General features: G+C 45.0%; 10 protein-coding genes. 9 read left to right on the forward strand and 1 reads right to left on the reverse strand.

The annotated features are described in order from the left end of the window. Positions 1-12 precede the first annotated feature (12 nt). The 5 genes from carB to secF all read left to right on the forward strand — a co-directional run bounded on the left by carB (position 13) and on the right by secF (position 7,700). Entirely contained in the window at positions 13-3,234 is a 3,222-nt protein-coding gene (gene carB / locus K5Q73_RS03425) for a carbamoyl-phosphate synthase large subunit (protein WP_220761617.1), read from the forward strand. A gap of 329 nt (positions 3,235-3,563) precedes the next feature. Next, positions 3,564-4,040: a transcription elongation factor GreA gene (greA, locus tag K5Q73_RS03430; protein WP_220761619.1), complete on the forward strand. Its 477-nt coding sequence runs from the start codon at positions 3,564-3,566 to the stop codon at positions 4,038-4,040. A gap of 129 nt (positions 4,041-4,169) precedes the next feature. Continuing rightward, a complete protein-coding gene (locus tag K5Q73_RS03435; RefSeq protein ID WP_220761629.1) occupies positions 4,170-4,670 on the forward strand; it encodes a hypothetical protein in 501 nt (166 codons plus the stop codon). Between the two features lie 296 nt (positions 4,671-4,966). Continuing rightward, a complete protein-coding gene (gene secD / locus K5Q73_RS03440; RefSeq protein ID WP_220761631.1) occupies positions 4,967-6,781 on the forward strand; it encodes a protein translocase subunit SecD in 1,815 nt (604 codons plus the stop codon). A 1-nt stretch (position 6,782) separates the two neighbouring features. Further along, complete coding sequence (gene secF, locus K5Q73_RS03445; protein ID WP_220761633.1) at positions 6,783-7,700, forward strand: protein translocase subunit SecF; 918 nt, start codon at positions 6,783-6,785, stop codon at positions 7,698-7,700. A 107-nt stretch (positions 7,701-7,807) separates the two neighbouring features. Here secF and yhbY read toward each other — a convergent pair whose 3' ends face one another. Further along, positions 7,808-8,107 (reverse strand): ribosome assembly RNA-binding protein YhbY, encoded by a 300-nt coding sequence (gene yhbY / locus K5Q73_RS03450; RefSeq protein ID WP_012156290.1) that lies wholly within the window; start codon positions 8,105-8,107, stop codon positions 7,808-7,810. Positions 8,108-8,200: 93 nt separating this feature from the next. On the opposite strand from yhbY, the gene rlmE reads away from it, so the two are divergent. The 4 genes from rlmE to glmM all read left to right on the forward strand — a co-directional run bounded on the left by rlmE (position 8,201) and on the right by glmM (position 13,180). After that, positions 8,201-8,830, forward strand: coding sequence for a 23S rRNA (uridine(2552)-2'-O)-methyltransferase RlmE (rlmE, locus tag K5Q73_RS03455; RefSeq protein ID WP_220761635.1), 630 nt, complete (start codon positions 8,201-8,203; stop codon positions 8,828-8,830). A 69-nt stretch (positions 8,831-8,899) separates the two neighbouring features. Continuing rightward, on the forward strand, positions 8,900-10,843 hold the full coding sequence (ftsH, locus tag K5Q73_RS03460; RefSeq protein WP_220761647.1) for an ATP-dependent zinc metalloprotease FtsH: 1,944 nt from the start codon (positions 8,900-8,902) through the stop codon (positions 10,841-10,843). A 58-nt stretch (positions 10,844-10,901) separates the two neighbouring features. Then, on the forward strand, positions 10,902-11,744 hold the full coding sequence (folP, locus tag K5Q73_RS03465) for a dihydropteroate synthase (protein ID WP_220761649.1): 843 nt from the start codon (positions 10,902-10,904) through the stop codon (positions 11,742-11,744). 98 nt (positions 11,745-11,842) lie between these two features. Then, on the forward strand, positions 11,843-13,180 hold the full coding sequence (gene glmM / locus K5Q73_RS03470; protein ID WP_220761656.1) for a phosphoglucosamine mutase: 1,338 nt from the start codon (positions 11,843-11,845) through the stop codon (positions 13,178-13,180). Positions 13,181-13,330: the final 150 nt, after the last annotated feature.

Genomic DNA, 13,330 nt, shown 5'->3' on the forward strand with positions numbered 1-13,330 from the left:
AAGATTTAAGCAATGCCAAAACGTACAGATATAAAGAGTATTCTTATCCTAGGTGCTGGACCAATTGTAATTGGTCAAGCCTGTGAGTTTGACTACTCAGGCGCCCAAGCCTGTAAAGCCCTACGCGAAGAAGGCTACCGAGTTATTCTAGTTAACTCGAACCCTGCAACGATTATGACTGACCCTGAGATGGCCGATGCAACATACATCGAACCCATTCACTGGGAAGTAGTACGTAACATTATTGCTAAAGAGCGTCCTGACGCAATTTTGCCAACAATGGGCGGCCAGACTGCACTTAACTGTGCACTTGAGCTTGAAAGCCGCGGCGTACTTAAAGAATTTAATGTTGATATGATTGGCGCTACAGCCGATGCAATCGACAAAGCGGAAGACCGTAGCCGTTTCGACAAGGCAATGAAGTCAATTGGCCTTGAGTGTCCACGTGCGGGTATTGCTCACACAATGGAAGAAGCTTACGGCGTATTAGACCAAGTGGGCTTCCCATGTATTATTCGTCCGTCTTTCACCATGGGTGGCAGCGGCGGCGGTATCGCTTATAACAAAGAAGAGTTTGAGGATATCTGTTCTCAAGGTCTTGATTTGTCACCGACCAACGAACTACTTATCGACGAATCTTTGATTGGTTGGAAAGAGTACGAAATGGAAGTGGTACGTGACCGCAACGATAACTGTATTATCGTTTGTGCAATCGAAAACTTCGACCCAATGGGCGTGCACACTGGTGACTCAATCACTGTTGCACCAGCACAAACACTAACCGATAAAGAATACCAGTTGATGCGTAATGCATCACTTGCAGTATTGCGTGAGATTGGTGTTGAAACCGGCGGTTCAAACGTACAGTTTGGTATCAACCCGAAAGACGGCCGTATGGTTATCATCGAGATGAACCCACGTGTTTCACGTTCATCTGCGCTAGCGTCAAAAGCAACCGGTTTCCCGATTGCTAAAATTGCCGCTAAGCTAGCAGTAGGCTTCACTCTTGATGAGCTTAGTAACGACATTACTGGCGGTGCAACACCAGCATCATTTGAGCCTGCAATCGATTACGTTGTGACTAAAATTCCTCGTTTTAACTTCGAGAAATTTGCTGGCGCAAACGACCGCCTAACGACACAGATGAAGTCTGTGGGTGAAGTGATGGCGATTGGCCGTACATTCCAAGAGTCACTGCAAAAAGCCCTTCGCGGCCTTGAAGTTGGCAAGAATGGTTTGTGTCCACAAATCGACTTGGCAGATCCTGAAGCATTAACTCGCATTCGTCATGAGCTTAAAGAGCCAGGCGCAGAGCGTATTTGGTATATTGCCGATGCATTCCGTGCAGGTCTTTCTGTTGAAGATATCTTTGGTCTAACCAACATCGACCCTTGGTTCCTTGTACAGCTTGAAGACTTGCTTAAGTCTGAAGCAGACGTTGCTGAAGCTGGCCTTGCTGGTTTGAACGAGGATTTCTTACGTAAGCTTAAACGCAAAGGTTTTGCAGATTCGCGTCTAGCTGCACTTGCAGGTGTAAGCGAAACAGAAGTGCGTAAGCTACGTACTCGTTTTGAAATCCACCCAGTGTATAAGCGCGTTGATACTTGTGCTGCTGAGTTCTCAACTGACACGGCTTACATGTACTCTACTTATGAAGAAGAGTGTGAAGCTAACCCGTCGAACCGTGACAAGATCATGGTACTAGGTGGTGGTCCAAACCGTATTGGTCAAGGTATTGAGTTCGATTACTGCTGTGTACACGCGGCGTTAGCGCTACGTGAAGACGGCTATGAAACCATCATGGTTAACTGTAACCCTGAGACAGTTTCTACCGATTATGACACATCAGATCGCTTGTACTTCGAGTCAGTGACATTTGAAGATGTGCTTGAAATCGTTCGTATCGAGAAGCCAAAAGGCGTTATCGTTCAGTACGGTGGTCAAACACCGCTTAAACTTGCACGTGACCTAGAAGCTGCTGGCGTACCGATTATTGGTACCAGCCCAGATGCAATCGACCGCGCTGAAGACCGTGAGCGTTTCCAGCAAGCGATTCAGCGATTAGGCATGAAGCAACCTGAAAACGATACTGTAACCACTGTTGAAGGTGCTGTTATCTCTGCAGAACGTATCGGTTATCCGTTAGTTGTTCGTCCATCTTATGTACTTGGTGGCCGCGCAATGGAAATCGTATATGACGAGCAGGACTTACGTCGCTATTTTAATGAAGCGGTAAGTGTGTCTAACGCGTCTCCAGTGCTACTTGACCGTTTCCTAGATAACGCAATTGAAATCGACATCGATGCAGTATGTGATGGCGAAACGGTTGTGATTGGCTCAATCATGGAGCATATCGAGCAAGCGGGTGTTCACTCTGGTGACTCAGGTTGTTCACTGCCTCCATACAGCCTAAGCCAAGACATTCAAGACCGCATGCGTGAGCAAGTGGGTAAGCTTGCGATGGAGCTAGGGGTTATTGGTCTAATGAACGTGCAGTTTGCTGTGAAGGATGACGAGATCTATATGATTGAAGTTAACCCTCGTGCAGCGCGTACTGTACCATTCGTATCGAAAGCAACAGGCGTGCCATTAGCTAAGATTGCAGCACGTGTGATGGCAGGTCAAAGCCTTAAATCACAGAATTTTACCGAGGAAGTGATTCCACCATTCTTCTCTGTAAAAGAAGTGGTCTTGCCATTTAACAAGTTCCCAGGTGTTGACCCACTACTTGGCCCTGAGATGCGCTCAACTGGCGAAGTCATGGGTGTGGGTGATACGTTTGCTGAAGCCTATGCTAAAGCGCAGCTTGGTGCGACATCTGAAGTACCTAAGTCTGGCCGTGCATTACTATCTGTACGTAACAGCGATAAGGCTCGCGTAGCTGATTTAGCGGCGCAGTTAATCGCATTAGGTTATGAAATCGATGCAACCCACGGTACTGCAGTTATCTTAGGCGAAGCGGGTATTAACCCACGTCTAGTTAACAAGGTACATGAAGGTCGCCCTCATATTCTTGACCGTATTAAGAATGGTGAGTACACCTACATCGTTAACACGACTGAAGGTCGCAAGGCGATTGAAGATTCTCGTCAGTTACGTCGTGGTGCACTGCGTTACAAAGTGAACTACACAACGACATTGAATGCTGCCTTTGCAACTTGTATGGCTCACTCAGCGGATGACCGTTCGAATGTGACGTCAGTACAAGAACTGCATAAGCGCATTACTAAGTAAGTTAAGCGAAGCTTGAATAAAAAGGCCGCTAATTAGCGGCCTTTTTTATTGTTTAACGCTAATCGCTGCGATAGAGCAGACATTAAATAAATATTTATGCTGCTTTGCTAGCAACTCTGTAGAAGGTTGAGTAAGCTCTACTGTCTTGTATCGCCATTTGAATCAAATACAGTATGACTAGCTTGAGTGCTAGATCGCGAGCAAGTACAGATTAAGGTGCATCGATTGCCCTCTACGTTTACAATAACGTAATTCCACCAGATTTTACCTTCTCAATTTTTAATGTTGAGTAAGGCCTGCTTTTGTTTTAAAGGAGACGAAAGAAGCTTATGAGTACGGTTCCAATGACCATTGTCGGTGCTGCACAGCTGCGCAAAGAATTAGATCACCTTAAATTTGAGCGTCGTCCAAAGATTGCAGAAGCAATTGGCGAAGCGCGCGAATTAGGCGACTTAAAAGAAAATGCTGAATATCACGCTGCCCGTGAAGAGCAAGGTTTATGTGAAGCGCGCGTGCGAGATATTGAAGGTAAGCTATCTCACGCACAAATCATCGATGTGACCACTATGGCTAACAATGGCCGTGTAATCTTCGGTTCTACAGTTACCATTTTAAATGTTGATACAGAAGAAGAAGTGACGTATCGCATTGTGGGTGAAGATGAAGCTAACATCAGAGAAAACCTGTTGTCAGTGAGCTCACCAATTGCCCGTGGACTGATTGGTAAGAGTCTTGATGACGAGATCTCAATTGTAACGCCAGGTGGCACTAACGATTTTGAAATTATCAAAGTTGAATATATCTAACCCTTGGGTGAGGTAAATAAAGCCGCTTTTTGCGGCTTTATTTTTGTAGAATGCATTTAAAAGGTTTGTGTCTGCCTCATACACTGTTTAGTATATAAATCGCAAACGAGACATTTATTAGGAAGTTAAGTGCAGTTATTGGTACGTTTTGGATTCATTTTGTTATTCATAGGGGGATTATTTCTCACGCCTATGTGTGCAAATGCGTCTGAGCAAAACCAAGCTCATGTAGATACATGGGCGGCTACACAGGTAAGTGACCAGCAACAAAGCGGAGTGTTGGCGGTGGCGGACATGTCGCCTGTGCTAAACATTTCTAATGTCAATTCGGTCACCCTAAAAGATAATCATGCCCAGAAGCGGCAAAGTAATGATTCTGAGTATGCCCCGTTAGTTTCTCAACGTTTTGTGAGCTTCTCGCAGCACGATCTACAGCAAACACGTCCCGATTATCTACTTGCATTTGAATTTGTGTCACCAGCGGTGCCTTCTTTAACCGTAGGATATCGCATGGATTTTGTGCCAGCCCTTGATTGGTTGCTACATATCAAAAGTGCCTCCCATCGACTCAGCGCATGGAAAGAGTCCAACCTTCTCTATCGTTTCTCTCAAGCTCGCTCAATTAGTTAAGTCCCATAAGCCTATTTAGGCTTACCTATCGACAATCCTTTACCTGTTAGAAGTTTAAACTGCACGCTTGGTCTTGTGGTTATTTTCTTTAATTCTCTTCATACGCAGCTTTTTGCGTTGAGGGACAAGTAACGGATCGCATACCGTTCAAGCCTCTTTTTTGCTGGCTCAAAACTGTTGCTGCGCTCGATAGCGATTACCGCGATGTTGCTCTGGCTCTGCTCACCTTTACGGGTTTGAAGCAAAAGCTTGCAAGTCATTATCGCGTTCTAGGTACTTTAAAGAGCAAAAAAGTTATGAGAGAACAGAAAAATACAACTATTTTAAACCACTACTCAGCATGGAAGTATGTATTGCTAGTGGTCACTATCATCATCATGTTGTTTAGCGCACTGCCGACTTTTTATGGCGAGGATGCCGCAGTTCAGATCAGTAAAGAAGCGGGTTTAAAGGTGAACGCATTAGCGCTTCACCAGTTACTGATTTCCCAAGGTGTCAAGGTTAAGCGTATCGATCAATCTGCAGGGCAGACCCTGATTGTGATAGATGATAATTCACAGCAGAGTCAGCTTAAAACTTTGCTTAGCAACCAGGTTAAAGATCCTACCGAGCTCACTCTAACCTTAGCGCCAGCAGCGCCAAACTGGTTATTATCTCTCGGTTTCTCGCCGATTAAGCTAGGGCTTGATCTGCGTGGTGGAGTACAGTTTTTGCTGGATGTTGAAATTGAGCCTGTCTATAAACTGCAATACAACACCTTTATTGAGTCGATAAGGCAGTTTGTACGTCAAGAGTCTTTATATGGTGTGACAGTGCAGCAGCAAGTCGATGGCAATGTGCAAATTTCGACCAAAGAACTCGAACAAAGAGCAGCTGTTAGGCAGTTTATCAATAAACAGTATCCTAATTGGCAAATGTCTAACTCAGGTGAGCAGTCTTTGAGTGTTGCTCTGACTGAGGCTGAGAAGATTAATATTCGTGACCTCACCGTTAAACAAAACCTGCAAATTATGCGTAGCCGTATTGAACAACTTGGGATAACTGAAGCTGTGGTTCAGCGTCAAGGTGAGCACCGCATCCGTATCGAACTGCCAGGTGTTCAGGATCCTGCAGCGGCTAAGTCTGTGATTGGCGCAACTGCAAGCCTCGCGTTTTATCAGGTGCTGCAGCCGGGCTCTGTCAACGCAAAGACACTTAAAGATGAGCAGGATAAGCCTGTTTATGTTGCTAGACGCCCAGTTTTAGGTGGCGAGCATATTGTTGATGCCAGAGCATCACTAGGTGAAATGGGCTTACCTGAAGTGGTTATTCACCTTGATCGCGATGGCGGCGGCATGATGTCTGACTTTTCTCGCGACAATATTGGTAAGCCTATGGCAACTTCATACAGCGAATACAGCCGTGATGATAAAGGCCAGATCCGACAGACCACAGAGGTGATTAGTGTCGCGACCATTCAAGCACAACTGGGCGACCGCTTTAGTATCACTGGTGCAGGCAATTACGCCGAAGCGCAGCAATTAGCGTTATTGCTCAGAGCGGGGTCTATGACAGCGCCAGTGACCATAGTAGAAGAGCGCACTATTGGCCCAAGTCTTGGCGAAGAAAATATTACTAATGGTTTTTCAGCGCTCGCTTTAGGTATGGGCGTGACCTTGTTATTTATGGGACTGTGGTATCGCCGTTTAGGTTGGATAGCCAATGTGGCGTTGGTGGCCAATATGATTTTAATTTTTGGCTTGATGGCGTTAATTCCCGGCGCAGTTTTAACTTTGCCAGGTATTGCTGGGTTAGTGCTTACTGTGGGTATGGCCGTTGATACTAACGTACTTATCTTTGAGCGAATAAAAGACAAGCTTAAAGAAGGCAGAAGTTTTGCCCACGCGATTGATAGAGGTTTTGACAGTGCGTTTTCAACCATTGTTGACGCTAACTTTACCACCATGATCACAGCTGTAGTGCTATATGCCATTGGTAATGGGCCTATCCAAGGGTTTGCTTTAACTCTAGGTCTTGGTTTGTTGACCAGCATGTTTACCGGGATATTTGCGTCTCGTGCGCTAGTTAACTGGGTATATGGTCGTGATTTTAGTCGTAACGTGAAGGTGTAATATGGATATTAACAATATGAGTCACTTAAGTAAGTTAAGCAAACTAACCAAAGCACGTTACCTATCGAGTGTATTTTCGCTACTGATCATGCTTGCTTCAATCGGCATTATTTTCACTAATGGTTTTAATTTAGGTTTAGACTTTACCGGTGGTGTGGTGACAGAGGTTAAGCTCAATCCGAATATTAAAGCCTCACAAATAAGCGAGTTGTTAGGTAAAGACTCACAGCAGGAGGTAAGTGTTATCTCTGCGGGTGAGCCGGGTAGATGGGTGCTACGTTATGCAAAAGTCGATGATGTTTCCGGAGCCGATATACGTACGGTGCTAGCACCATTAACCGATCGAGTCGAAGTACTGAACTCGAGCATTGTTGGACCACAAATAGGTCAAGAGCTTGCAGAGCAGGGCGGTTTAGCACTTTTAGCCGCGATGTTATGCATCTTGGGCTATTTGAGTTTTCGCTTTGAATGGCGCCTCGCTAGCGGTGCGTTATTAGCGTTGTTTCATGATGTTATCTTTGTATTAGCGTTTTTCTCGCTGACTCAAATGGAATTTAATCTAACGATTTTAGCCGCCGTTCTGGCGATTTTAGGTTACTCCTTAAACGATTCCATTGTGATTGCAGATAGGGTTAGGGAAGTGCTTATTGCTAAGCCCAAGGCGGCGATAGATGAAATTTGCAGTAGTGCAGTACAAGCTACCTTTTCGCGTACTATGGTGACCAGTGGTACTACATTGTTCACGGTGGCTGCACTGTGGATTATGGGAGGCGCACCACTGCAAGGTTTTTCGATTGCGATGTTCTTAGGTATTTTGATTGGCACTATATCGTCAATCTCTGTTGGAACTTGCTTACCTGAGTACTTAAAGGTGAGTGCAGACCATTACAAGGTCGAGCCGATTAATGATGCGCCGTAACGTTATGAGGTGATTAAATTGGACAAAAAAAGAGCCGCTGTAAAAACAGCGGCTCTTTTTATTTATCTTGCATTGATAGCTTTAGAGTTTAAAGCTGTCTTTGCTAATTACTTTGCCTTAGGCACAGCAATTTTCATTTCTTCAGACTGACGGAACAGTACTAAAACGTGACCGATAAGCTGTACTTTTTCAGCTTTAGTTTCACGTACAATGGCATCTACGATAGCGTTTTTAAGCTCTCTGTCACCAGAGGCTACTTTCACTTTAATCAATTCATGATGTGAAAGTGCATTATCAATTTCAGCCAGCACTCCCTCAGTCAAGCCGTTGCCACCAAGCATCACTACAGGCTTGAGACTGTGCGCTAAGCCTTTTAAGTGCTGTTTTTGTTTGGTTGTTAAGTTCATTTATACCAACTTTATGCTGAGTTACTGTTGAAAACCCGCTATTCTACCCTTATATAGGCTTTGTGTAACTCTCAATTTTGTTGTGGATTTTAAATGTCAGGAAAAAAACGAACAGCCAGTTCTTCTCGCTGGATGCAGGAACATTTCGACGATCACTATGTCAAACTGTCGCAAAAGCGCGGTTTAAGGTCGCGTGCGGCCTTTAAGATTGAAGAGATCCAAGAAAAAGATAAACTCATTCGTCCGGGGATGACTGTTGTCGATTTAGGTGCCGCACCGGGTGGTTGGTCTCAAATTGCCGTTAAATTGGCTGGAGACAAGGGTAAAGTTATTGCTTGCGATATTCTACCTATGGACCCTATTGTCGGTGTTGATTTCCTACAGGGTGATTTCCGCGAAGAGAAAGTACTGGACGCATTGCTGACCCGAGTGGGCGATGCCAAGGTTGATGTGGTGCTATCTGATATGGCACCGAATATGAGTGGATCAGGTGGTGTCGATCAGCCTCGAGCCATGTATTTAGTAGAGCTTGCGTTAGATATGTGCCATCAAGTATTGGCACCTAATGGTAGTTTTGCGGTTAAAGTCTTTCAGGGGGAGGGCTTTGATGAATACATGAAAGCGGTTAAAGAGGCGTTCAAAACCGTTAAAACACGTAAGCCCGATTCTTCACGGCCGCGATCGCGTGAAGTCTATCTTGTGGCGACCGGCTACAAGTTATAGTAATCTATCGTAAGTACTCTAACATTAGTTTTCGGAAGACTTTAAAAGAGGTCGAGTAATTTGAGTGACATGGCAAAAAATTTAATTCTCTGGGTTGTCATCGCAGTTGTGTTGATGTCAGTTTTTCAGGGCTATTCCCCCTCTTCTTCTACCAAGCAGAAGATGGATTATTCAACCTTTTTAGACGATGTTCGCTCTGGGCAGGTTAGTACTGTCGAAGTGAAAAGCGATCAGCGTACCATTGAAGGAACAACGACTACAGGTGAGAAGTTTGTCACCATCATGCCAATGCCAGATCTTGATTTAATCAATGATCTTGACCGTAAGGGCATCATGATGAAAGGACAAGAGGCTGAAGAATCTGGTTTCTTAACCCAGATTTTTATCTCTTGGTTCCCGATGTTACTGCTTATCGGTGTGTGGATTTTCTTTATGCGCCAAATGCAAGGCGGTGGCGGTAAAGGCGCGATGTCATTTGGTAAGAGTAAAGCCAAATTGATGAGCGAAGACCAAATCAAGACGACATTCGGCGATGTTGCAGGTTGTGACGAAGCCAAAGAAGACGTTAAGGAATTGGTCGATTACCTAAAAGAGCCGACTAAGTTCCAAAAACTGGGTGGCCGTATTCCTACTGGTGTGCTGCTAGTTGGTCCTCCAGGTACAGGTAAAACCTTGCTTGCTAAGGCGATTGCCGGTGAAGCTAAGGTACCTTTCTTCACTATTTCAGGTTCTGATTTCGTAGAGATGTTCGTTGGTGTTGGTGCATCTCGTGTGCGTGACATGTTCGAGCAAGCTAAAAAGTCTGCACCTTGTATCATCTTTATCGATGAAATCGATGCCGTAGGTCGTCAGCGTGGCGCTGGTGTTGGTGGTGGTCATGATGAACGTGAGCAGACTCTTAACCAGATGCTAGTTGAGATGGATGGTTTCGAAGGTAACGAAGGTATTATCGTTATTGCTGCGACTAACCGTCCAGACGTACTGGATGCTGCACTACTACGTCCAGGTCGTTTCGACCGTCAAGTAGTTGTAGGCTTACCAGATGTACGTGGCCGTGAACAAATCCTTAAAGTCCATATGCGCAAAGTACCTTTGGCTGATGGCGTTAAGGCAAGCGTAATCGCTCGTGGTACGCCTGGTTTCTCTGGTGCTGATCTTGCAAACCTTGTTAACGAAGCTGCATTGTTTGCTGCGCGTAACAGCCGCCGCGTTGTGGGCATGGAAGAGTTTGAAAGTGCAAAAGATAAAATCATGATGGGCGCAGAGCGTCGCACTATGGTTATGTCGGAAGAAGAGAAAGAGATGACCGCTTATCATGAAGCTGGTCATGCTATCGTGGGTTGTTTAGTGCCAGAGCACGATCCTGTGCATAAGGTAACGATTATTCCGCGTGGCCGTGCATTAGGTGTGACTTTCTTCTTACCAGAAGCGGATGCAATTAGCCAAAGTCGCCGTAAACTAGAGAGTCAAATCTCAGTGGCTTACGGTGGGCGCATTGCCGAAGACATTATCTACGGTAGTGAGAAAGTTTCTACTGGTGCATCGCAAGACATTAAGTATGCAACGTCTATTGCACGCAACATGGTTACTCAGTGGGGCTTCTCTGAGAAGCTAGGTCCAGTACTTTACGCTGAAGATGAAAACGAAGTGTTCTTAGGACGCAGCATGGGTAAATCTCAGCACATGTCTGATGACACTGCGCGTGTTATCGACGCTGAAGTTAAAATGCTCATTGATGCTAACTATGAACGTGCTCATACCTTCCTAACGGAAAATATGGACATCCTTCATTCAATGAAAGACGCATTGATGAAGTACGAAACTATTGACGCTAACCAGATTGATGACTTAATGCAGCGTCGTGAAGTACGTATGCCTGCTGAGTGGGAAAAAGATCAGCAGTCAAATGACAGCGACAACAATGATACTTCTTCTGAAAAGAAAGAAGAGATCAAGGAAACTAAAGAAGATAAGCCTGACGTCAGCGAAGCTGATGAATCACCAGCTAAGTAAACTTTAGTGGAATAAAGAAAACCCCTTTTAGGGGTTTTCTTGTTTACGGAACTTTATTTTGTCTAAATTAATCTGCGGTAGTAAAACTCTCGATTTAAGGATCCCTGCGGTAATGGGGATCCTTAATGTTACCCCTGACTCTTTTTCTGACGGCGGTGAGTACTCATCGATTACAACGGCCTGTAAGCAAGCTGACTTGATGGTGGCTCAGGGTGCCAAGATTATTGATATCGGTGGTGAGTCAACTCGCCCTGGTGCAAAAGATGTGTCAGCTGAGCATGAGATTGAACGAGTCATTCCATTAATCGAGTACGTGAGCAAAAATCACGATGTATGGATTTCAATCGATACCAGTAAAGCAGTGGTTATGGAAGCCGCAGTCAATGCCGGCGCTCATTTAATTAATGATGTTAGAGCTCTTCAGGAGCCAGGGGCAATTGAAACTGCGGCAAAGCTCAACGTGCCAGTATGTTTAATGCATATGCAAGGTCAGCCAAGGACTATGCAAAATGCGCCTCAATATAACGATATCATCAGTGATATTAGCCGCTTCTTTAGCGCGCGAATCGATGTCTGTATTGCTGCAGGAATTAAGCGCGAACATATTGTGCTAGATCCCGGTTTCGGTTTTGGTAAAACATTGTCGCATAACTATGAACTGCTAAACAGAATGGCTGAATTTGAGCCATTGGGCCTACCTGTTTTGGCTGGTTTATCGCGCAAGAGTATGTTTGGTCAGTTACTAGGACGTGAGGTATCACAAAGATTAAGTGCCACACTTGCTGGTAATATGCTGGCAATACAAGCGGGTGCAAAGATAGTACGGGTTCATGACGTACAAGAGGCCTGTGACACGATAGCAGTGTTAGAAGCTGCAAAGAATTTTAAAACCTTAGCTTAACTATTTGACTCTTGATGGAGCTGTTCAGCTAGGGTTAGTATTTTTTACGGTAGAATTGATGGATTTAGATCTACCTGATTATTGAGTTTGGAGTTCAAGTGAAGCAAAGACAATTTTTCGGAACAGACGGTATTCGTGGCAAAGTTGGCGCGGGAAAGATGACGCCAGAGCTTGCGCTTAAATTGGGTTGGGCAGCCGGGCGGGTATTATCATGCTCTGGTACGCAGAAAGTGATTATCGGTAAAGATACACGTATCTCAGGTTACTTATTTGAATCAGCATTAGAGGCCGGTCTTTCTGCTGCGGGCCTTGATGTGATGCTTATCGGGCCTATGCCAACTCCCGCAGTGGCCTACCTTACGCGCACGTTCCGCGCCGAAGCGGGTATTGTGATCAGCGCGTCTCATAACCCTTACTATGACAACGGCATTAAATTCTTCTCTACTGATGGCAGTAAGCTTGACGATGATGTTGAGTTAGAAATTGAAGCTGAACTTGAAAAGCCGTTAACCTGTGTAGAGTCTCACCTACTGGGTAAGGTTAATCGTATTGACGATGCGGCCGGTCGTTATATTGAATATTGTAAGAGTCACTTTCCTGCTGAGCAAACCCTTAGCGGGCTGAAAATCGTCGTCGATTGTGCCCATGGCGCGACTTACCATATCGCTCCTAGTGTTTTTAAAGAACTAGGTGCCGAGGTGATTGCTATCGGCGACAAGCCGAATGGTTTGAACATCAATGATAAAGTTGGTGCAACCTCTATGGCTAAAATTTGTGAAACCGTATTGGCTGAAAACGCTGATTTAGGTATCGCATTAGATGGTGATGGTGACCGTATCATGATGGTTAACCGTCATGGTCGTGTTATTGATGGCGATGAGATTTTATACATTTTGGCTTGTGATGCGCAAAAGCGTGGCGTACTGCGCGGTGGTGTTGTCGGTACTTTAATGTCGAATCTTGGATTGCAACTGGCTCTTGATGAGCTGAACATCCAATTTGTTCGCTCTAAAGTGGGTGACCGTTATGTAATGGAGCTGCTTAAAGAGCATGACTGGCGTATAGGTGGCGAAAACTCTGGCCATATTCTTAATTTGGATCATGGCACGACAGGCGATGGCATCGTTGCCGGTATTCTTGTTCTAGCAGCTATGCAACGTCAAAATGCTAGTCTGGAAGAGTTGACAGCCGACATCACCATGTTGCCACAGGTATTAGTTAATGTTCGCTTTGAAGGGGATAATGATCCGCTAGCTTCTGAGGTTGTGCTTGCCGCCCAGGCAGAAGTAGAGCAGAAACTAGGTGCACGAGGTAGAGTGCTGCTACGTAAATCGGGAACTGAACCACTACTACGGGTGATGGTTGAGGGTGATGAGCAGCAAGCTGTGACGGAATATGCGAATTATATTGCAGATGCAGTTCGTAATTTAGTTTAGTAATTAATGGTTTAAACAAGGTGTTAGTGGTAGCGAAGGTGAAATGTTCGCCAAAGTTGTGATAATTTGTACTACTAGCATCTTGTTAGCATAAAAAATACGCGTTCTCTCCTGAATTCGTAAAAATAACGCTTTTAGCTATTGTAACTT

This window comes from Shewanella sp. MBTL60-112-B2, from assembly GCF_019655055.1.
Taxonomy (GTDB): Bacteria; Pseudomonadota; Gammaproteobacteria; order Enterobacterales; family Shewanellaceae; genus Shewanella.

Bases quoted from the DNA above. Each gene is read 5' to 3' on its own strand.
- yhbY (WP_012156290.1), bottom strand. From the start codon at position 8,107: ATGAACTTAACAACCAAACAAAAACAGCACTTAAAAGGCTTAGCGCAC.
- secD (WP_220761631.1), top strand. From the start codon at position 4,967: ATGAGAGAACAGAAAAATACAACTATTTTAAACCACTACTCAGCATGG.
- carB (WP_220761617.1), top strand. From the start codon at position 13: ATGCCAAAACGTACAGATATAAAGAGTATTCTTATCCTAGGTGCTGGA.
- ftsH (WP_220761647.1), top strand. From the start codon at position 8,900: ATGGCAAAAAATTTAATTCTCTGGGTTGTCATCGCAGTTGTGTTGATG.
- secF (WP_220761633.1), top strand. From the start codon at position 6,783: ATGGATATTAACAATATGAGTCACTTAAGTAAGTTAAGCAAACTAACC.
- rlmE (WP_220761635.1), top strand. From the start codon at position 8,201: ATGTCAGGAAAAAAACGAACAGCCAGTTCTTCTCGCTGGATGCAGGAA.
- greA (WP_220761619.1), top strand. From the start codon at position 3,564: ATGAGTACGGTTCCAATGACCATTGTCGGTGCTGCACAGCTGCGCAAA.